20 protein-coding genes are annotated in these 18,026 nt (G+C 65.4%); 8 read left to right on the top strand and 12 right to left on the bottom strand.

Features of this window, described 5'->3' with window-relative positions:
- Positions 1–25 precede the first annotated feature (25 nt).
- Both ACVILL_RS03530 and ACVILL_RS03525 read left to right on the top strand, forming a co-directional pair.
- A complete protein-coding gene (locus ACVILL_RS03530; protein WP_456727879.1) occupies positions 26–1,192 on the top strand; it encodes a protein-glutamate methylesterase/protein-glutamine glutaminase in 1,167 nt (388 codons plus the stop codon).
- On the top strand, positions 1,189–2,061 hold the full coding sequence (locus ACVILL_RS03525) for a CheR family methyltransferase (RefSeq protein ID WP_456727878.1): 873 nt from the start codon (positions 1,189–1,191) through the stop codon (positions 2,059–2,061). Before ACVILL_RS03530 ends, ACVILL_RS03525 begins: the two co-directional genes overlap by 4 nt.
- A gap of 180 nt (positions 2,062–2,241) precedes the next feature.
- On the opposite strand, the gene ACVILL_RS03520 is transcribed toward ACVILL_RS03525, so the two are convergent.
- From ACVILL_RS03520 to ctrA, 5 genes are all read right to left on the bottom strand, one after another.
- On the bottom strand, positions 2,242–3,399 hold the full coding sequence (locus tag ACVILL_RS03520; protein ID WP_456727877.1) for a glutathionylspermidine synthase family protein: 1,158 nt from the start codon (positions 3,397–3,399) through the stop codon (positions 2,242–2,244).
- Between the two features lie 41 nt (positions 3,400–3,440).
- Positions 3,441–3,659 carry a hypothetical protein gene (locus tag ACVILL_RS03515; protein ID WP_456727876.1) on the bottom strand — a complete coding sequence of 73 codons (219 nt, stop codon included), beginning with the start codon at positions 3,657–3,659 and terminating at the stop codon, positions 3,441–3,443.
- Positions 3,660–3,770: 111 nt separating this feature from the next.
- Positions 3,771–4,202, bottom strand: a complete 432-nt coding sequence (locus ACVILL_RS03510) for a hypothetical protein (RefSeq protein WP_456727875.1) — start codon at positions 4,200–4,202, stop codon at positions 3,771–3,773.
- A gap of 16 nt (positions 4,203–4,218) precedes the next feature.
- Positions 4,219–4,623 carry a DUF350 domain-containing protein gene (locus ACVILL_RS03505; protein WP_021081906.1) on the bottom strand — a complete coding sequence of 135 codons (405 nt, stop codon included), beginning with the start codon at positions 4,621–4,623 and terminating at the stop codon, positions 4,219–4,221.
- Between the two features lie 145 nt (positions 4,624–4,768).
- Positions 4,769–5,470 (bottom strand): response regulator transcription factor CtrA, encoded by a 702-nt coding sequence (gene ctrA / locus ACVILL_RS03500; protein ID WP_016848562.1) that lies wholly within the window; start codon positions 5,468–5,470, stop codon positions 4,769–4,771.
- 367 nt (positions 5,471–5,837) lie between these two features.
- Between ctrA and fliI the strand changes: the two genes are divergently transcribed.
- The 4 genes from fliI (at position 5,838) to ACVILL_RS03480 (ending at position 9,406) form a co-directional block, all read left to right on the top strand.
- The gene (gene fliI / locus ACVILL_RS03495) at positions 5,838–7,163 is read left to right on the top strand and encodes a flagellar protein export ATPase FliI (protein WP_456727874.1); all 1,326 of its coding nucleotides are present in this window, start codon (positions 5,838–5,840) and stop codon (positions 7,161–7,163) included.
- A gap of 108 nt (positions 7,164–7,271) precedes the next feature.
- Entirely contained in the window at positions 7,272–7,691 is a 420-nt protein-coding gene (fliJ, locus tag ACVILL_RS03490) for a flagellar export protein FliJ (protein ID WP_016848565.1), read from the top strand.
- A gap of 194 nt (positions 7,692–7,885) precedes the next feature.
- Positions 7,886–8,431, top strand: coding sequence for a sigma-70 family RNA polymerase sigma factor (locus ACVILL_RS03485; RefSeq protein ID WP_456727873.1), 546 nt, complete (start codon positions 7,886–7,888; stop codon positions 8,429–8,431).
- Positions 8,432–8,434: 3 nt separating this feature from the next.
- The gene (locus ACVILL_RS03480) at positions 8,435–9,406 is read left to right on the top strand and encodes an anti-sigma factor (protein ID WP_456727872.1); all 972 of its coding nucleotides are present in this window, start codon (positions 8,435–8,437) and stop codon (positions 9,404–9,406) included.
- A 308-nt stretch (positions 9,407–9,714) separates the two neighbouring features.
- Here the strand turns inward: ACVILL_RS03480 and ACVILL_RS03475 are convergent, their stop codons facing one another.
- The 4 genes from ACVILL_RS03475 to ACVILL_RS03460 form a co-directional block, all read right to left on the bottom strand.
- Positions 9,715–9,915, bottom strand: a complete 201-nt coding sequence (locus ACVILL_RS03475) for a hypothetical protein (protein ID WP_456727871.1) — start codon at positions 9,913–9,915, stop codon at positions 9,715–9,717.
- 321 nt (positions 9,916–10,236) lie between these two features.
- Complete coding sequence (gene flhA, locus ACVILL_RS03470; RefSeq protein ID WP_456727870.1) at positions 10,237–12,369, bottom strand: flagellar biosynthesis protein FlhA; 2,133 nt, start codon at positions 12,367–12,369, stop codon at positions 10,237–10,239.
- Between the two features lie 300 nt (positions 12,370–12,669).
- Positions 12,670–12,966, bottom strand: coding sequence for a hypothetical protein (locus ACVILL_RS03465; protein WP_456727869.1), 297 nt, complete (start codon positions 12,964–12,966; stop codon positions 12,670–12,672).
- A gap of 102 nt (positions 12,967–13,068) precedes the next feature.
- Positions 13,069–13,278 (bottom strand): hypothetical protein, encoded by a 210-nt coding sequence (locus tag ACVILL_RS03460; protein WP_456727868.1) that lies wholly within the window; start codon positions 13,276–13,278, stop codon positions 13,069–13,071.
- A gap of 244 nt (positions 13,279–13,522) precedes the next feature.
- Between ACVILL_RS03460 and ACVILL_RS03455 the strand changes: the two genes are divergently transcribed.
- Both ACVILL_RS03455 and ACVILL_RS03450 read left to right on the top strand, forming a co-directional pair.
- Positions 13,523–13,969 (top strand): hypothetical protein, encoded by a 447-nt coding sequence (locus ACVILL_RS03455; RefSeq protein ID WP_456727867.1) that lies wholly within the window; start codon positions 13,523–13,525, stop codon positions 13,967–13,969.
- Positions 13,970–14,077: 108 nt separating this feature from the next.
- On the top strand, positions 14,078–15,313 hold the full coding sequence (locus tag ACVILL_RS03450; RefSeq protein ID WP_456727866.1) for an MFS transporter: 1,236 nt from the start codon (positions 14,078–14,080) through the stop codon (positions 15,311–15,313).
- A gap of 7 nt (positions 15,314–15,320) precedes the next feature.
- Here the strand turns inward: ACVILL_RS03450 and ACVILL_RS03445 are convergent, their stop codons facing one another.
- The 3 genes from ACVILL_RS03445 to ACVILL_RS03435 form a co-directional block, all read right to left on the bottom strand.
- Entirely contained in the window at positions 15,321–15,725 is a 405-nt protein-coding gene (locus ACVILL_RS03445; RefSeq protein ID WP_456727865.1) for a DUF4864 domain-containing protein, read from the bottom strand.
- Positions 15,726–15,824: 99 nt separating this feature from the next.
- The gene (locus tag ACVILL_RS03440; RefSeq protein ID WP_456727864.1) at positions 15,825–17,363 is read right to left on the bottom strand and encodes a lysozyme inhibitor LprI family protein; all 1,539 of its coding nucleotides are present in this window, start codon (positions 17,361–17,363) and stop codon (positions 15,825–15,827) included.
- Between the two features lie 66 nt (positions 17,364–17,429).
- Positions 17,430–17,978: a cupin domain-containing protein gene (locus tag ACVILL_RS03435; RefSeq protein WP_456727863.1), complete on the bottom strand. Its 549-nt coding sequence runs from the start codon at positions 17,976–17,978 to the stop codon at positions 17,430–17,432.
- Positions 17,979–18,026 lie beyond the last annotated feature (48 nt).

Here is an 18,026-nt window from a genome sequence, read left to right as displayed (position 1 = left end):
GTCGTGTTGCGTCGCTGGTGAAGTCATGAGTGTTGCGTTGACAAGTACTGCGGTTCCGACATCGACCCGTTCCGACAAGGTGCGGGTGATGGTGGTCGACGATTCCGTGGTCATCCGCGGGATGATCTCACGCTGGATCGGCGCAGAGTCCGACATGGAGGTGGTGGCCTCGCTGCGTACCGGCCTCGATGCCGTCAACCAGCTCGAGCGCATCAACCCCGACGTCGCGGTGCTCGATATCGAGATGCCCGACCTCGACGGCATCTCCGCGCTGCCGCAGCTGCTGGCGAAGAAGCGCGACCTCGTCATCATCATGGCTTCGACGCTGACCCGCCGCAACGCGGAGATCAGCCTGAAGGCGCTGTCGCTCGGCGCGGCCGATTACATTCCGAAGCCGGAGAGCACCCGCGAGGCAACCGCCGCGGAGACTTTCCGCCACGACCTGATCCAGAAGATCCGTCATCTCGGCGCCAAGGCGCGGCGCAGCACCGTGCACACGACCGCAAGCCCGCCGCTTGCGCCTGGCCACGACAGGCCGCGTCCGGCGGCTCCCGCAGCCGCGCACACGGCGCCGGCTCAAATCGCGCGCCGTTCGTTCGGCCTGCTGCCGCCGAAGGTGCTGCTGATCGGCTCCTCCACCGGCGGCCCGCAGGCGCTGATGGCGCTGGTCGCGGAGATCGGCGCGGTGATCGATCGCTTCCCGGTGCTGATCACCCAGCACATGCCGCCGACCTTCACCACCATTCTCGCCGAGCATCTGGCGCGCACCAGCAAGCGGCCCGCGCATGAGGGGATCGACGGCGAGACCATCAAGCCGGGCCAGATCTATCTGGCGCCGGGCGGACGCCACATGCGCATTGCCCGTCACGGCATCGATCCGGTGATCGCGCTCGACGACGGGCCGCCGGTCAATTTCTGCAAGCCCGCAGTGGATCCGATGTTCACCTCCGCGATCGACGTCTGGCAGGGCAGCATCCTGTCGGTGATCCTGACCGGCATGGGCTCCGACGGTATGCGCGGCGGCAAGGACATCGTCGCTGCCGGCGGCAGCGTGATCGCCCAGGACGAAGCGACCAGCGTGGTGTGGGGCATGCCCGGCGCCGCGGTCCACGCCGGCATCTGCGCCGCCGTGCTGCCGCTCAATCAGATCGCACCGAAGCTTGTTCGCGTGTTTGCGGGAGACCGTTCGTGACGCCGCTGGACTACGAGTATCTGCGTAAGCTGTTGAAGGAACGCTCCGGCCTCGATCTGTCGAGCGACAAGCAATATCTCGTCGAGAGCCGCCTGGTGCCGTTGGCGCGCCGGTCGAATCTTGCCGGCATTCCCGGGCTGGTGCAGCGGATGAAGGGCGGCGCCGAGATGCTGACGTCGGAGGTGGTCGAAGCGATGACCACCAACGAGACCTTCTTCTTTCGCGACAAGATTCCGTTCGACCATTTGAAGGAAGCGGTGCTGCCGGCGCTCGCGCAGGCGCGTGCGGCGCGCCGCAGCCTGCGGATCTGGTGCGCGGCGTCGTCGACCGGGCAGGAGCCGTATTCGATCGCGATGCTGCTGAAGGAAATGACCGCGCTGTTCTCCGGCTGGCGGTTCGAGATCATCGCCACCGACCTGTCGCAGGCGGTGCTGGAAAAGGCCAAGGCCGGCCTGTTCAGCCAGTTCGAGGTGCAGCGCGGCCTGCCGATCCAGCTCCTCGTCAAGCACTTCACGCAGAAGGGCGAGCTCTGGCAGCTCAATGCCGATATCCGCGGCATGGTGCAGCATCGCCAACTCAATCTGCTGCAGGACATTTCGCATCTCGGCACTTTCGACGTGATCTTCTGCCGCAACGTGCTGATCTATTTCGATCAGACGACCAAGGCCGCGATCTTCGGCAAGATCGCCCGGATGCTCGAGCCCGACGGCGTGCTGGCGCTCGGCGCCGCCGAATCCGTGGTCGGCATCACCAATCTGTTCCGGCCCTATCCCGACCGCCGCGGGCTCTACCAGCCGAGCACCGCTCCGGTCGCGCGCGCCGGTGCCGCGCTGCATGTGCTGAAGGCCGTCGCGTCCGCTGCGCGGTGAGTGCAGCTCCAGCGAGCACAAAGCCTGGCTAAGCTTTTCCCCGTCATCCTGAGGAGCGCGCTTTTGCGCGCGTCTCGAAGGATCGACGGCCACCAGCCGGGCCGTGCATCCTTCGAGACGCCGCTTCGCGGCTCCTCAGGATGACGGAGAAAGAATTAGGCTCGCTTCAACTTTTCCCAGCTACAGAATCGCGTGCGGCAGGAAGCGCGAGGTGTTGCCGGTGATCGGATTCTCGTCCTCGCGGATCGAGAGCCCGCACGGCTTCTGGTCGACCAGCCAGCTGCCGAGCACGGGATACTGCCCGGAAAAATTCGGCAGCGGCGCCAGCGCCTGCCGGATGAAGCCCTCTGCGCCGTAGGGGCCTTGCTCCGCGACCAGCGTGAGGCCGGCGCTGACCATTTCGACGTTGGCGCCTTCGCGCGAATAGATCGGCTTGCGCACGAAGGAGCTGCCGAGCTGGGCGGCCTGCGGATCATCCTCGAAATAGGCCGGCAGCAGATTGGGGTGGCGCGGAAACATCTCCCACAGCAGCGGCAGGATGCCCTTGTTGGACAGGATCGCCTTCCACGGCGGCTCGATCCATTGCGTCGGCGCGGTCGCGAGGTTCTTGCCGAACGCGTCGTGAAACATCCACTCCCATGGATAGAGCTTGAACGCGAGCCTGATCGGGCGCTCGTCGAGGTCGACGAACTGGCCGTCGTCGCGCAGCCCGATCTGCTCGATGTCGAGCACAGTGGTCTTCAGCCCGGCCTGCGCCGCGGTGTCCTCGAGATAGGCGAGCGTGCCGGCGTCCTCGGCATTTCCGGTCAGCCCGGTGAGATGCAGCGGCTGGGTCGCGCCGATGGTCTTCCAGGCCGCGATCAGCCGGTCGTGGATCGAGTTGAACTGGTCGGCGCGCTTCGGGATGAGGTTGCGTTGGATCGCCTGTTCGAGCCAGGTCCATTGAAACACCGCGGCCTCGAAGATCGAGGTCGGGGTGTCGGCATTGTATTCGAGCAGCTTGGCCGGGCCGCTGCCGCTGAACTTGAGGTCGAGCCGGCCGTAGAGACTGGGCTCCTTGCGGCGCCAGCTTGCCGCGATCAGATCCCAATGTGCCTCCGGTATCTTCAGTCGGCGCAGATAGCGTTCGTCCTTGACGGCGCGTCCGGCGAGCTCGAGGCACATCGCGTCGATCTCGCCGGTCGGGCCCTCGATATCGCGCTCGATCTCGTCGAGCGTGAAGGCGTAATAGGCGCGCTCGTCCCAGTAACGCTCGCCGTCAATGCTGTGGAAGGTGAAGCCGGCGTTCTCGGCGGTCGCCTGCCAGTCGTCGCGCTCGGGACATGTGATGCGTTGCATGAAGGGGACCGTGATCCTCGGGCGGGCGCGTCAGCCTGGCGTCAGCTGCCACCGTGCGAGACGTCGTCAGCGCCGTAGCGGGCGATGCTGCGCGGCGTGCCGCCGAAGCCGCCGGCGGGCGACACCTGCTGGGGCTTCTTCTTCGTTGCCTGCCCTGCATGGTGACGACTGCGGGCGTGGCCTGGCGTCAGGCCGATCGAGGCTGCGCCGATCGCGACGCTTCCCATCAGTTTCAGCCATATGCGGCGCGAGCGTTTCATGGACGCAACCCTTGCTTCTTGCCATCTGCGGAGCCGCGCCGAGTGTCCATCAGCCGCGATCGCCGGGCAAGCGAAAGCGCGATGACGCGCCGATGACACGGCAAATGCCTGTCAGCCGCCGCCGAAGCCGAACGCATGTGCGAACGAGCCGAAGCCGCCCCGGCTCACCGACGAGCTTGACGATGAACTCGACGACGACGAAGAGCCGCCCGACGAGGAGCTGCTGCTGTAGAAGCTGCTGCGCGACGAGCCGCCACCGCCGCCGCCCGATCCGGACGACGAGCTGCGCGGCGCGCAATCGGCGCCGGGTTGCAGGGGGGCCGGCGCGGGCGCGCCCGGTGCGGTGATGCCCGCAGGCGGCGGCGGGATCGGCTGGCAATTCTGTCGCGGCATCAGCGCATAGGCGCCGCCGCCGACCGCGAGCGTGCCCATCACCAGCAGCGCGACATGGTTGGAGCGCTTGGAAGGTGGATCCGGCGGCAGCGGCACCGCCGGCACCACCGGTCGCCTTTTGCCGAATTCCGGGTTCGGTTTGCGCGCCATGACTTGGCTCACCGGCTCAGTAGATCATGCAGGCCGCGTTCAGCGCGCCTGCGGCCAGCGAGGACAGCCCGAGCCAGATCGCGGCGGCCATTTCGCCGGAGGCGATCCGCGCCGACAGGTTCGGCACCGGGATCTTCACGATGTAATAGACGATGATCTGCACGATCAGCGCGATGATGCTCCAGATCAGGCAGTCGATCACATTGGCGGAGTGGGCGATGGCGCTGACTACCGGCAGCACGAAGCCGAGCAGGCTGAGGCCCAGCGCGATCGCCGCCGCCGGATCATTGTCGCGGATCAGCTGGAATTCGTCGTGCGGCGTGACGCGGGTGTAGACGAAGAGGTAGGCGACCACGGCGATCAGCGCCGTGCAGAAATAGACCAGGAACGCCGGCAGGCCGGCGAGGGATTGCAGGATCATGTCGGGGCGGTCCGGAAGTTCGTCGGGATTCGCGCGACGCAGGATTGCACGTTCCCTTGGTCGGCGCATGCCGGGCGGGGGTTCAATCCCAAACAAAAACCCCGCCATTTGCGGCGGGGTTCGAGTCGTAGCCAAGTAGAGAAGGTCAGGCGGGAATGCGTTCGTCGGCCTCGTGCGGCTCGCGCAGCACGTAGCCGCGGCCCCACACGGTCTCGATGAAGTTGCGGCCCTCGGAGGCGTTGGCGAGCTTCTTGCGGAGCTTGCAGATGAAGACGTCGATGATCTTCAGCTCCGGCTCGTCCATGCCGCCGTAGAGATGGTTGAGGAACATTTCCTTGGTGAGCGTGGTGCCTTTGCGGAGCGAGAGCAGCTCCAGCATCTGGTATTCCTTGCCGGTCAGGTGCACGCGCTGACCGCCGACCTCGACCGTCTTGGTGTCGAGATTGACGACGAGATCGCCGGTCTGGATGACCGACTGGGCGTGACCCTTGGAGCGGCGCACGATCGCGTGGATGCGGGCAACCAGTTCGTCCTTGTGGAAGGGCTTGGTCATGTAGTCGTCGGCGCCGACGCCGAGACCCTTAACCTTGTCCTCGATGCCGGCGAGGCCGGACAGGATCAGAATGGGAGTTTTGATCTTCGACACCCGGAGCTGCTTGAGCACGTCGTAACCGGACATGTCGGGCAGGTTGAGGTCGAGAAGAATGATGTCGTAGTCGTAAAGCTTGCCGAGATCGACGCCTTCTTCGCCGAGGTCCGTCGTGTAGACGTTGAAACTCTCGGACTTGAGCATCAATTCGATCGACTGCGCGACGGCGCTGTCATCTTCAATCAGCAAAACGCGCATGCCAGTCCCCTTTAGTCGCCGCTCCGGGCGTCAGGTCGGCCGCACTTGCGGCACTCACAAAACGCCTTTGAACAACTGATTCGGATCCTGACAAGCTATGGTTAACAAAAACTGATTCCTCCGCGCAAGCTCTAACCGTGCAATTTTTGTCGAATCGCCCTAAGATATTGCGTAGAAGAAGCTTTTCCTATCCGCGCTCGTTCAAGTTCCACATTAAGAGGCGGGCCTAACCGACTCTCGCGACTCGCCCTTCTTCTGATGGGCAAGCGACCTCAGTCACCAAAGACAGTGACGCAATGATTAATGATGCGGGTAAACACGAAGTTAAGCGGCCGGAGCAAAATCGTGGAAACTTAAGGTTTTCGCAATGAAGGCGCTCGCGGAGCAGATCGGCGACATCGACGGCGTCAATATTTATGGCCGCGTTGTCGGCGTCCGCGGACTGATGGTCGAGATCGCAGGGCCCATTCACGCGATGTCGGTCGGCGCCCGCATCGTGATCGATGTCGGTGCTGGCCGTTTCATCCCCGCCGAGGTGATCGGCTTCTCCGGTGAGAACGCAGTGGTGATGCCGTTCGGTGGACTCGAAGGCGTCAGGCGCGGCTGCCGCGCCGTCATCGCCAACGCGGCGAGCCAAGTGCGGCCGTCGCCGGCATGGCTCGGCCGCGTCGTCAACGCGATGGGCGAACCGATCGACGGCAAGGGCCCGTTGCAGCAGGGCGCGTCGCCGATGTCCTACCGCAACTCGCCGCCGCCGGCGCATTCGCGCAAGCGGGTCGGTCCGCCGCTCGATCTCGGCGTGCGCGGCCTCAATACCTTCTTAACCTGCTGCCGCGGCCAGCGGCTCGGCATCTTCGCCGGCTCCGGCGTCGGCAAGTCGGTGCTGCTGTCGATGCTGGCGCGCAACGTCGATGCCGCGATCTCGGTGATCGGGCTGATCGGCGAACGCGGCCGCGAGGTGCAGGAATTCCTCCAGGAGGATCTCGGCGAGGAGGGGTTGGCGCGCTCGGTCGTGGTGGTCGCGACGTCAGACGAGCCGGCGCTGATGCGGCGCCAGGCGGCGTACCTCACGCTGGCCATCGCGGAGTACTTCCGCGACGAGGAGCAGGACGTGCTGTGCCTGATGGACTCGGTGACGCGCTTTGCGATGGCACAGCGCGAGATCGGCCTGTCGGCGGGCGAGCCGCCGACCGCCAAGGGCTATACGCCGACCGTGTTCACCGAACTGCCGAAGCTCCTGGAGCGGGCAGGGCCGGGTACCGGCGACGGCACCATCACCGCGATCTTCACGGTGCTGGTCGACGGCGACGATCACAATGAGCCGATCGCGGACGCGGTGCGCGGCATCCTCGACGGCCATATCGTGATGCAGCGGGCGATCGCCGAGCGCGGCCGCTATCCCGCGGTCAACATCCTGAAGTCGGTCTCGCGCACCATGCCGCGATCGGCCGACCCCGACTTCCTGCCCTTCATCAACAAGGCACGGCAGGTGATGGCCACCTATGCCGACATGGAGGAACTGATCCGGCTCGGCGCCTACCGGCCGGGTTCCAGTCCCGAGGTCGACGAGGCGATCCGGCTGCACGAGCCGCTGGAGAGTTTCCTGCGCCAGGCCAAGGACGAGGCCACCAGCCTGGGCGATGGCTACCGGCAGCTCGCTCAAATCCTGTCGGGTTTGGAAACGGAACGCTAACTTTGTCAGGCCATCATCTCCGGCAGACCGTAGCTATGCCGGCGGGGCCCAGCGGGGAGCCGGCTCTGTCCCGCGTTCAGATTTGGGACTTCTGGGGAGTATGAGTCGATGAAGTCACGTGAAACGCTGATCCGCCTGAAGAAATTTCAGGTTGATGAAAAGCGCCGTCGGGTTACCCAGATCGAAGGCATGATCGCCGACTTCCAGCGCATGTCCGTCGAACTCGAGCGCGAGATCCAGACCGAGCAGGAGCGCGCCGGGATCAACGATCCCACGCACTTCGCCTATCCCACCTATGCCAAGGCCGCGATCCAGCGCCGCGAGAACCTGACCCGCTCGGCCGACGAACTGCGCGCCCAGCTCGACGACGCCAAGGCGCTGCTGTCGGAGGCCTTCGAGGAGCTGAAGAAGGTCGAGCTGCTCGACGAGCGCGACCAGGCGCGCGAACGCGCGGAGGAGAGCGCTCGCGAGCAGGCCGACATGGATTCGATCGGGCTGATGCGAGCCCGTCTCGGCGTCATCGCCTGATATCTCGCTCCCTCCGCTGACCAGATTGAGAGCCCGGGCCGGTCGCCCGGGCTTTTTGCTGGGCGCTGTCCACAGCCGGCCGCTTGGCAGGCCCCTTGGCGGATCGTGCTGGCCCAAAATATGCTACCACCGGTCCAGACGAAGATCGGCGGCACAGTGGCAATGATGGGGGATGCAGGCTTGGAGGGCGCAAAATGCTGACGCCGGCTGAGCTGGTCTGGCTGATCGCCGCCGTCGCCAAGGGGGACGAGGCCGCCTTCGAGCGGCTGTACGCCGCGACCCGGGCGAAACTCTTTGGCGTCGTGGTCCGTATCTTGCGGCGACAGGACCTCGCCGAGGAGGTCATTCAGGAGGCTTACGTCAAGATCTGGAACAGCGCCGGGCAGTTCAACCCAGCCCTGTCGTCCCCGATCACGTGGATGACGTCGATCGCGCGCAACCGCGCCATCGACGTGGTGCGCAAGCGCGGCGAGACCTCGCTTGAAGAAGAGCCGGCCGCGATGGAAGTCGCCGCCGACCAGCCCGATCCACTGGCGCGACGGGAAATGACGGAAGAGTTGAAGCGGTTGCTGGAGTGCGTCGGTCGTCTGGAGCCGGATCGTCAGAAGCTCGTGCTGCTCGCCTATTACAACGGCTGGAGCCGCGAACAGCTTGCCGCAAAGTTCGAGACGCCGGTGAACACGGTGAAGACCTGGCTGCGCCGCAGCCTGATGGATATCCGAGAGTGTCTTGGACTCTGATTGATGGCCTATAGCGAAGACCATATCGCGCTCGCCGCGGAATATGCGCTCGGTACACTCGATGCCGACGAGCGCGCGCAGGTCGAGACCATGATGGCCGTCGACACCGAATTCGCCGCGCTCGTGCAGGCCTGGGAGTTCAGGCTCGGGCCGCTGAACCAGATGGTCGGCCTGGTCGAGCCGCGTCCGGTGGTCTGGGAGAACATCAAGGCGGCGGTCGGCCATGCCGGCGCGCCGCAGGCGCCGCTGGTGCTGCCCGAGACGCCGGCCGCGACGGTGACGCCGCCACCACCGACGCCGATCGCAGACGATGTTGAATTCGGCTCGGCGTTCGATCCGGAGCCTTCGCTGCCACCACAGGGCCCGCAGTCGGCCGAGGCCCGGCGCGCGTCGGTCCGGGCACGCTTTGGCATCGACGACAGCCAGGTAGTCGCGCTCACGAGCCGCGTGAAGCGCTGGCGCGGCGTCGCATCGGCGGCGACCGCGATCGCGGCCGCGCTGCTGGCGACGCTCGGCCTGCAGATCTACAAGCCCGACGCATTGCCGGATGCGATCCGGCCGAAGCCGCGCATCCAGACCGTCGAAGTGAAGACGCCGGCGCCGGCCTTGACGCCGTCGGCGCAATATGTCGCGCTGCTGCAGGGGCCGAATGGCGGGCCGGCCTTCATCATGACCATCGACGGTGCGACCAAGAATTTCACCGTCCGCAAGGTCGAGGCCGCGTCCGAGCCCGGCAAGAGCTTTGAGCTCTGGCTGATCTCCGACAAGCTGCCGCAGCCGCGCTCGCTCGGCGTGATCGGTGCCGATGATTTCACCGCGCGTCCGGTGCTGTCGGGCTACGACCCCGATGTGATCAACGGCGCGACATACGCCGTGACCGTCGAGCAGGCCGGCGGCTCGCCGACCGGCCAGCCGTCGGCGGCGCCGATCTTCACCGGCAAGTTGATCGAGACCGTGCCGCCTGCGTCACGATAGCGACCGCACCTCATCGTGAGAGACTGTCGGCAGTGATAGCTCCGTCATTGCGAGCGCAGCGACGCAATCCATCGTTCCGCGTGCCCGGTGACAATGGATTGCTTCGCTTCGCTCGCAATGACGTGGATGGAGTTTGCGCGCTTCAAAGTAAGTGACTTGGCTCAGTCACTCGCACAAAAAAAGAAAACGCCCGTGGGGAGCGGGCGTTTTCGATAGTCAACTTGGGGGTAGTTGGGGGTCTTAAATATCCACGTAGCGACTTTGGGGGGCTGTAAAGAACACCACGTGAATTCCGTGAAACTCTCCTGTTAGCGGACCAGCGAGTTGTTTGAGCTGGTGATCGCGACCGGCTTGCCGGCCTTTTCGATGCGCACGGTCTGGGTAAAGCCGTCGCCCGACGAATTGTGCGCCGAGATGCCGAAACCAGCGACCAGGATACCGGCGACCAAGGCCACGACCACAATCTTCAGGTGCGTCGTCCGATCGGCGCTGTAGATCGAGTGGTTCATGGAAGTCTCCTGCCGCCTTCCTGCTCTCTGTCAATCTGTCGGTTTGCTCTGTTGCCCGGTTCAACGTCTCGTGCCTCGCTAACGTAGGATTTGTCGATTCCGTTCCGTAGGGGTCATCACAAGGCCGTGATGAGACGTGATCGGCCGCGATCAAAAATGACCCTTTTGTAACCTGGAACCCTACTAAAACTAAGTAATATCAGTGCTTTGATCTGGGATTGGAGCGCTGCATCCCGGATAGGGCCGTTCCGGGCTTGTTCCACATAAATCAGTTGCCTGTGGCGAGAAAACACAGGCGAAAATGCAAGTGATTTGCGGCCGCTAGACGCTGCCGACCGTCTTCAGCCGGGCCCTCGGATGGATCTCGGCCTGCGACAAAACGGTCGTTTGCGAACGGAACCGTTCCACCAGTGAGCGAACGAACGGCCGGATCGCGGCCGACGTCACCAGCACCGGCGCCTCGCCTTCGCGCGCCGCCTGCTCGAAGCCGTTGCGCACGGCGGTCATGAATTCCGAGAGTTTCGAGGGCTGCATCGCCAGGCTGCGGTCGTCGCCGTTGCCGACGATCGACTCGGCAAAGGCCTGCTCCCAGCGCGCCGACAGCGCGATCAGCGGCAGGTAGCCGTTCGGCGAGGTGTTCTGGGCGCAGATCTGCCGCGCCAGCCGGGCACGGACGTGCTCGACCATGGTGGCCGGGTTGCGCGAGAACGCCAGCGCATCGGCGATGCCCTCCAGGATGGTCGAGAGATCGCGGATCGAGATGCGCTCGGCGAGCAGCAATTGCAGCACGCGCTGGATGCCCGACACCGTGACCTGGCTCGGCACGATGTCCTTGATCAGCTCGCCTTGCTCCTTCGGCAGGTCCTTCAGGAGCTTCTGCACTTCGCCGTAGGACAGCAAGTCCGCCATGTTGGTCTTGAGCAGCTCGGTCAGATGGGTCGACAGCACGGTGGCGGCATCAACCACGGTGTAGCCCTTCAGCGCGGCCTCTTCCTTCAAGCCGGCATCGACCCAGGTCGCGGGCAGGCCGAAGGTCGGCTCGATGGTGTGGATGCCGGGCAGTTGCACTTGGTTGCCGGCGGGGTCCATGACCATGAACTGGCTCGGCCAGATCTTGCCGGTGCCGGCGTCGACTTCCTTGATCTTGATGACGTAGCTGTTGGCCTCGAGCTGGACGTTGTCGAGGATGCGCACCGCCGGCATCACAAACCCCATCTCGATCGCGAGCGAGCGGCGCAGCGCCTTGATCTGCTCGGTGAGGCGGTCGGTGCCGTCAGGTCCGTTGACCAGCGGCAGCAGTGCGTAGCCGAGCTCGATCTTGAGGTCGTCGATCTTCAGCGCAGCGGCGATCGGCTCCTCCGCGGCGGCAGCAGCGGCGGCCGCGGCTGCGGCAGGGGCGGCGGCTGCCGCCGTTTCGGCCGCCTTCGCTGCCCGCTTCTGCTTGCGCGCGCTCCAGGCCAGCGCCGCGGCGCCGGAGCCGAGCGCCAGGAACGGCAGCGTCGGAATGCCCGGCAGCAGCGCCAGCACCAGCATGACGCCGGCCGACATGCCGAGCGCCTGCGGATAGCCGGACAGCTGGCGCATCAGCGCCTTGTCGGCGGCGCCGGTGATGCCGGCCTTGGAGACCAGCAGGCCGGCGGCGGTCGAGACGATCAGCGCGGGCACCTGGGTGACGAGGCCGTCGCCGACCGTCAGCACGGTGTAGGTGCGGGCGGCTTCGCCGAAGGAGAGGCCTTGCTGGGCGACGCCGATGATGATGCCGCCGACGATGTTGATGCCGACGATCAGGAGGCCGGCGATGGCGTCGCCGCGGACGAATTTCGAGGCACCGTCCATGGCGCCGAAGAAGCCGCTTTCGTCTTCCAGCGCTTTGCGGCGCTCCTTGGCAGCCTTCTCGTCGATCAGACCGGCCGACAGGTCGGCGTCGATCGCCATCTGCTTGCCGGGCATCGAATCCAGTTGGAAGCGCGCAGCGACTTCGGCGATGCGGCCCGAACCCTTGGTGATGACTACGAAGTTCACGATCACCAGGATCGCGAACACGATGATGCCGATCACGAAATTGCCGCCCATCACGAAGTTGCCGAACGCCTCGATGACGTGGCCGGCGGCGGCCGTGCCCTCGTGACCATGGCTCAGGATCAGCCGGGTCGAGGCCATGTTCAGCGACAGTCGCAGCATGGTCGAGATCAGGAGGATGGTCGGGAACGACGAGAATTCCAGCGGCGCCTGGATGAACAGCGAGGTCATCAGGATCAGGATCGAGACCGTGATCGAGACCGCCAGAAAGAGGTCGAGCACGATTGAGGGCAGCGGCAGGATCAGCACCACCAGGATGGTGAGAACGCCGATTGCCAGCGCGATATCGCCGCGCTTCAAAACATCGGCGATCTCGCCGAGGCTCGGCAATCCGCTCTTGCCCGCCGTGCCCTGACCCGCCGTGACGTCGACCATGGTAGCCGCTCTCCCCCGCGACTGGCGGCTGCGGCCGCCAAGCGTCTGCGCGACGGCCGTAGGGCCGCCGTTCCGAAAGTGAGGCACCGCGCTGGCGTTCACGGGGATCTCCGCCCGTTAGACGCGTTCGACGACACTCGACTTCACTCGGCAATTCTTGCCGGGTGTATGGTTAGCAAAGGGTTAATATGTGCTGTCGGAAGGGCGCGCCGGACGTCGCAAGCGTCCGGGCAGGGCAATTCCGGGCCGGAAAGGGCGAGGACGGACCGTCCGGCCGTTCCGGGGGCGGGGTCGCGGCCCCTATCTCAGCACACCGAGCACGGCGCCCGATGCGGCGATGAGGCCGAGCGTGATGACGCTGGCCCGCCACAACAATTGCTGCCGGGCGGCGCGCCGGTCGTGGAACGCCAACCAGTCGTGGACAAAGCCCGCAGGGATGTCGAACACCACTGTCGACTTGTTGCGACGGTGCGTTTCATGCTCGCAATACATCGTCCGAACGACCGGCACGCCCAGCCGCTCGAGCTCGCAATGCCACTCCCAGGCATGCTTGCCGTTGGTCCAGCGATTTTCGAACGGGATCACGTGTGATTCCATGACGAGCCTCCTGGCTCACCCTGAACCCGCGTGGCCATCCTAGCTCAATATGTGCATCGGCGCGAGAACGGCGTCGGCTGCCTCGGACCGATCCTGACGGCGCTAGTTGGCGGACGGCATCCAGTTGCGCCAATGCGTCGGCTGGATATCGAGGTGCCTGCTGGTGGCGTGATCGACCCATTCGGCGCCGTCCCGGTGGCACGGGAACATCAGCGCGTGGACCATGCCATCATAGTCGATAACACAGACCTCGACTTCCCGGCCCGACGGCGCGGTTGCAACCGGTAACCACATTGCTGACGACGAATGCATGATGATCCTCCGCAGTGTGCGCTTCGATCCTTTGCGAGCTGTGCGCCATCCGGCGGGATGATAGGTCCGGTCGGCGACGTGCCAGTGTGAACCGGCTCGCATTGTATCGTTTTTCCTCCTCAGCATGGATCACGTTTCAACGGCCGGTATTCCCGCGTTCGCCGGGAGCCGGCCGCAGGTTGAACTTGCCGGGCTCCGCGTTCGACCAAATGCTGCGTGAACGTGGTCAGGGATGCCAGAACCGATGCGCCGCACCATTGGAGTGATCGACGGATATGCGTTCGTGTGGCGCGGCCTGGTCGCGGTCATCTCCATTTGCGTTGCGACCGTCGCGGCCGCAAAGCCGCCCGGCGCCGATGCCGCGATGATCCGCATGATCGCTTGCGACGGCGAGGGCGTGCGGATGGAGGTCTATCTGCCGCTATCGGTCGATCGCCATATGAAGGGCGGACAATCGGTGATCGGCTACTACACGCTCGACCTGACTGACGTGAACAAGGGCAAGCCGCTCGAGCCGGTGCGTGTCACCCTGAGCACCGACGAGAGGACGGTGACCGTCGATCAGTACCTGCGCGGCCTGCCGCCGACCCGTATTCCCGCCGCAGGCGGCACGGTGGACTTCGACCAGCGGTTCGCCAAGCACGCGAAGTGCGGCCCGTTCCAGTCGCAGGATCCGAACTTCGGCAATTGAGATGCCTCACGCGCCCGTGACAACGGTGCGTTCCCTCGCTGCTGCATGCCTAATCTCTCGGCAATGTGGCTTGACCTTGAGCCGATTGCCGACGAAGTTCCGCCTGCCGTGGCAATTTCTTCTGAATTTTCCCCTGAAGTCGCAACGTTCATTCCCGACTCGCGCCGGGCGTGGCTGCGCCTTGCCGTGGCCGTGGTGATCGGCTCTCTCGGCAGCGTCGGCATGTGGTCCGTCGTGGTGGCGTTGCCGGTGGTGCAGACCGACTTCGGCGCGACCCGCGGCACGGCCTCGCTCGCCTTCACCATGGTGATGCTCGGATTCGGCATCGGCCAGGTCGTAACCGGCAAGATCAGCGATCGCTACGGCATCGTCACCGCGATCGGCGCCGGGATCGGCATCCTCGGCCTCGGCTATATCGGCGCAGGCTACGCGCCGTCGATCTGGGCCTTCATCCTGCTGCATTTCGCCATCGGCCTGTCGTCGGCCGCGACCTTCGGCCCGCTGATGGCGGAGGCGTCGCACTGGTTCGAGCGCTACCGGGGACTTGCGGTCGCGATCGCCGCGAGCGGCAATTACATCGGCGGCACGGTGTGGCCGCCGCTGGTCAATTTCGGCATGCAGAGTGCCGGCTGGCGCACCACCCACGTTGCGATCGGCATCTTCACCGCGATCGCGATGGCGCTCGCGCTTGTGGTGCTGCGGATGTTGATGGGCGCGGCCACCCGGCGCAGCCATGTCAACGCGGCGCCGCCGCGGGTCGACCTCAGGCTTTCCACCAACGCGCTGACCGCGATCCTGTCGCTGGCGTCGATCGCCTGCTGCGTGGCGATGTCGATGCCGCAGGTCCATATCGTCGCCTATTGCGGCGATCTCGGCTACGGCGTGGCGCGCGGCGCCGAGATGCTCTCGCTGATGCTCGGCTTCGGCATCATCAGCCGGATCGGCTCCGGCTTCCTCGCCGACAGGATCGGCGGTATCCGCACGCTCCTGATCGGCTCGATCGCGCAGGGCGCGGCGCTCTTGTTCTATCTGTTCTTCGACAGCCTGACCTCGCTCTACGTCATCTCGGCGATGTTCGGCCTGTTCCAGGGCGGCATCGTGCCGAGCTACGCCATCATCGTGCGCGAGGCGATGCCGGCCTCGGAGGCGGCGACCCGGATCGGCATCGTGATCTTCGCCTCGGTGTTCGGCATGTCCTTTGGCGGCTGGATCTCCGGCGTGATCTTCGACGCCACCGGCTCCTATGCCGCGGCCTTCGCCAATGGCCTGGCCTGGAACCTGCTCAATGTCAGCATCATCCTGCTGCTCCTGATGCGCTCGCGGCAGCGGCTGGCACTGGCCTGATCTGCGCTCACACCGCCTGGCCGGCCTTGAGCAGCGAGCAGCCGGTGATCTTCAAACTGCCGTCGGCCTGCCGCTCCAGCGTGTAGAGCGCCTCCCACGACTCGCCATTGGCGTCGACGATGTGGACGCGCTGCGCGATCCGGTCGCCCGCGCTCTGCGCGTCGCCGAATTCAAAGCTCCGGTGGCGATAGACCGGCGCGTACTGGTTCTGCACCATCGACATGAAGATATCGGCCTGCGGAAAGATCTGCCGGATCGCGGGGGCGGCGTAGGAATAGGCCGCCGCGGCGTCATCGCGGCCGAATGCCTGCTCCTGGGCGCGGATCACGTCCTGTGCGGCGCCGACGTCGTCGGCCGCAGCGGGCGAGGCGAGGGCGAACAGGATGGCGGCGATGAGGGCGATCGCGCGCATGCGGGGCTCCATCTCGGCTACCAGCTGTTACGGATGACACCCCAAGCGGGTTTCGACTGCAAGCTGCGAACAACGCGTGGCGGAGAATCGACGTGTCGCTCAGCGGATCGAGCCCTTGAAATTGTCGATGTCAGGCGAAGGACGGGCCGGAAACAGCCGCGCGGTCGAGGAATTGTCGAGCCGGCGTTTGCATTTGGCCTCGTCGGCGGTCTCATCCTCGCCGCCGTCCGTCTTCCGGTAGCGCTTCTTGGCAAAGGCGTCGTCCAGCCGGTTGACGATCAGCATGGCGTGGTCGCGCTCCAGCGTGTCGGGATTCTTGCGCTGCTCGTCGGAGCGGAACGCGCCGCCGGTGATCTTGCCCGTCATCTCGTAGTCGCAGCCGGCCTTCCAGTCGCCCTGGTCCCACTTCCATCCGACAGCCTTCAGCGTGCCGTCCTTCTCAGCGGTGACCTTGATGATGGCGTTATAGGCGAGCCAGACGCCGGCCAGCCCGCTGCGCTTGTCGTCAAAGCCTTCGAGCAGCGCCAGGCGTTCGCGCTGCAATCCATTGACGTGATCGCGCGCATCGACCGTGAAGTGGACCTGTGAGCTCTGCTTGTTCCAGGCCGGATGCAGGAATTCCGGGTACTGCTCGGTCTGGCTCTTCACCCAGTTGCGCTGGTCGTCGATCAGTGCGCGCCGGGTCGCCTCGTCGAGCCGCGGCTGCAACGCCTTCCAGGCGCGGTTCAGTCGCTGGTCGTTGTCGGCGAGATCAGGATCGGCGCAGATTTCCTCGTCGGTCGCGGTCTCGGGTTTCGTGCAGTCGAAGGTCGGCGCGACGAAGGCGGTGTCCGTTTTGTCGGATGCCGCATCCTTGCCGGCGGCGAAATAGCTGCCGGTGATTTGCTCCATTGAGGAGCAGTCGGTCAGGCCATCCCATTCGTCGTCGGGCACGGTCGCGACGATGCGCAGGCTCTCGCCCTGGCGGCGGAGCTGCAGCGACGGCGGCCTGGCGGGCTCGGACGCTGTGGCTGTTGTCGTCTTGTCGGCGGGCTTGCCGGCATCAGCCAGCACCTGACCGGAGAGCCAGACAATGCCCGACGGCTTCCGATTCGCCGCGAACTTGCAGCTCCGCCGCCGGTCGCCGCCATAGTCACCGCGCAGGTCGGCGGTGAGGCAGTAGGCGCCGTTGTCGGCCGGGGTCAGGGTGATATTGCCGAATGCGTTGGTCCATTTTCCGGCGATGCCGGGGCGGCCTGCCGCCTCCGCGATGCCGTCGAGTGCGACCGCGCGGCGCCACAAGGTCTCGGCAAAGCCCTGCTTCAGTTCGTCCGCGTCGGACTCGGACAATACATCGGCGGCGTCGAGGATCATCTCGTTGAACCAGGCCTGGTCGCGCTTCAGCAGCGGCTTGACGTTCGCCGGCATCTTGCCGAGCGCCACGTCAAAGGCCTTGTCGATCCGGGTCACCAGCGTGTCGTAACCGGCCTTCCTGCAATCGGCAGTCTTGATGTGGTCGTCGCCGCCATCGCCGCACAATTTGATCGCGGTCGGCGCGCTGCTCGATGCGCGCAGGTAATCGTCCAGCGCCAGCGATGGTTGGGGTATGAGTGCTGAAATGGCCGCAACGGCGGCTGCAAACCGCAGGGAAATGAGCATCGATAAAATCCGCAGGCCGCGCCACGCGGCCCTTGCGGCTTGGGTCGCCGGCCGCGCACCGCCGGTTCAAAATGTCGGCGGCGTGCAGGCCGAGATCACCTCGCACGGCTTGGCGCCGATGCAGCGGAAGCGGTGCGGGCGGCGGCTTTCGAAGTAATAGGCGTCGCCGGCATTGAGCACCCGCCGCTCGTCGTCGACCGTGACCTCGAGCCGGCCCGAGACCACGATGCCGCCTTCCTCGCCCTCGTGTACCAGCGGCACCCGGCCGGTGTCGCTGCCGGGCTCGTAGCGCTCTTTCAGGATCTGCAACGCCCGCCCGAATAGGCTGTCGCCGACCTGGAGGTAGGAGATCGGCTTCTTGCCGATCTCGGTCAGCTCGTCGGCGCGGTAGAACGCCTTGCGCGGCCGCTCCGGCTCGATCGCGAAGAACTCCGCGAGCCCCATCGGGATGCCGTCGAGGATCCGCTTCAGCGCGCCGACGGACGGGTTCATCTGGTTGGATTCGATCAGCGAAATCGTCGAATTGGTCACCCCGGACCGCTTGGCGAGCTCGCGCTGCGACAGCTTGTGCCGCGCGCGGATGAATCGAAGCCGACCGCCGATGTCGACGCTCATGGAAAATCCCTGTTGCAGGTGTTGCGGATCGAACAAATCTTGGCAGAC

Source organism: Bradyrhizobium sp. USDA 3364 (assembly GCF_054056355.1).
The sequence above is the reverse complement of the archived record's forward strand: the minus strand, read 5'-3'. Positions and strand labels throughout refer to the sequence as shown.

What these genes read in the sequence shown, in the direction of transcription:
- ACVILL_RS03530 (WP_456727879.1), top strand. Translation starts at nt 26, where the DNA reads ATGAGTGTTGCGTTGACAAGTACTGCGGTTCCGACATCGACCCGTTCC.
- ctrA (WP_016848562.1), bottom strand. Translation starts at nt 5,470, where the DNA reads ATGCGCGTTTTGCTGATTGAAGATGACAGCGCCGTCGCGCAGTCGATC.
- ACVILL_RS03510 (WP_456727875.1), bottom strand. Translation starts at nt 4,202, where the DNA reads ATGGCGCGCAAACCGAACCCGGAATTCGGCAAAAGGCGACCGGTGGTG.
- ACVILL_RS03505 (WP_021081906.1), bottom strand. Translation starts at nt 4,623, where the DNA reads ATGATCCTGCAATCCCTCGCCGGCCTGCCGGCGTTCCTGGTCTATTTC.
- ACVILL_RS03465 (WP_456727869.1), bottom strand. Translation starts at nt 12,966, where the DNA reads ATGGAATCACACGTGATCCCGTTCGAAAATCGCTGGACCAACGGCAAG.
- ACVILL_RS03485 (WP_456727873.1), top strand. Translation starts at nt 7,886, where the DNA reads ATGCTGACGCCGGCTGAGCTGGTCTGGCTGATCGCCGCCGTCGCCAAG.
- fliI (WP_456727874.1), top strand. Translation starts at nt 5,838, where the DNA reads ATGAAGGCGCTCGCGGAGCAGATCGGCGACATCGACGGCGTCAATATT.
- ACVILL_RS03435 (WP_456727863.1), bottom strand. Translation starts at nt 17,978, where the DNA reads ATGAGCGTCGACATCGGCGGTCGGCTTCGATTCATCCGCGCGCGGCAC.
- flhA (WP_456727870.1), bottom strand. Translation starts at nt 12,369, where the DNA reads ATGGTCGACGTCACGGCGGGTCAGGGCACGGCGGGCAAGAGCGGATTG.
- ACVILL_RS03445 (WP_456727865.1), bottom strand. Translation starts at nt 15,725, where the DNA reads ATGCGCGCGATCGCCCTCATCGCCGCCATCCTGTTCGCCCTCGCCTCG.
- ACVILL_RS03460 (WP_456727868.1), bottom strand. Translation starts at nt 13,278, where the DNA reads ATGCATTCGTCGTCAGCAATGTGGTTACCGGTTGCAACCGCGCCGTCG.
- ACVILL_RS03475 (WP_456727871.1), bottom strand. Translation starts at nt 9,915, where the DNA reads ATGAACCACTCGATCTACAGCGCCGATCGGACGACGCACCTGAAGATT.
- ACVILL_RS03440 (WP_456727864.1), bottom strand. Translation starts at nt 17,363, where the DNA reads ATGCTCATTTCCCTGCGGTTTGCAGCCGCCGTTGCGGCCATTTCAGCA.
- fliJ (WP_016848565.1), top strand. Translation starts at nt 7,272, where the DNA reads ATGAAGTCACGTGAAACGCTGATCCGCCTGAAGAAATTTCAGGTTGAT.
- ACVILL_RS03455 (WP_456727867.1), top strand. Translation starts at nt 13,523, where the DNA reads ATGCGCCGCACCATTGGAGTGATCGACGGATATGCGTTCGTGTGGCGC.
- ACVILL_RS03515 (WP_456727876.1), bottom strand. Translation starts at nt 3,659, where the DNA reads ATGAAACGCTCGCGCCGCATATGGCTGAAACTGATGGGAAGCGTCGCG.
- ACVILL_RS03480 (WP_456727872.1), top strand. Translation starts at nt 8,435, where the DNA reads ATGGCCTATAGCGAAGACCATATCGCGCTCGCCGCGGAATATGCGCTC.
- ACVILL_RS03520 (WP_456727877.1), bottom strand. Translation starts at nt 3,399, where the DNA reads ATGCAACGCATCACATGTCCCGAGCGCGACGACTGGCAGGCGACCGCC.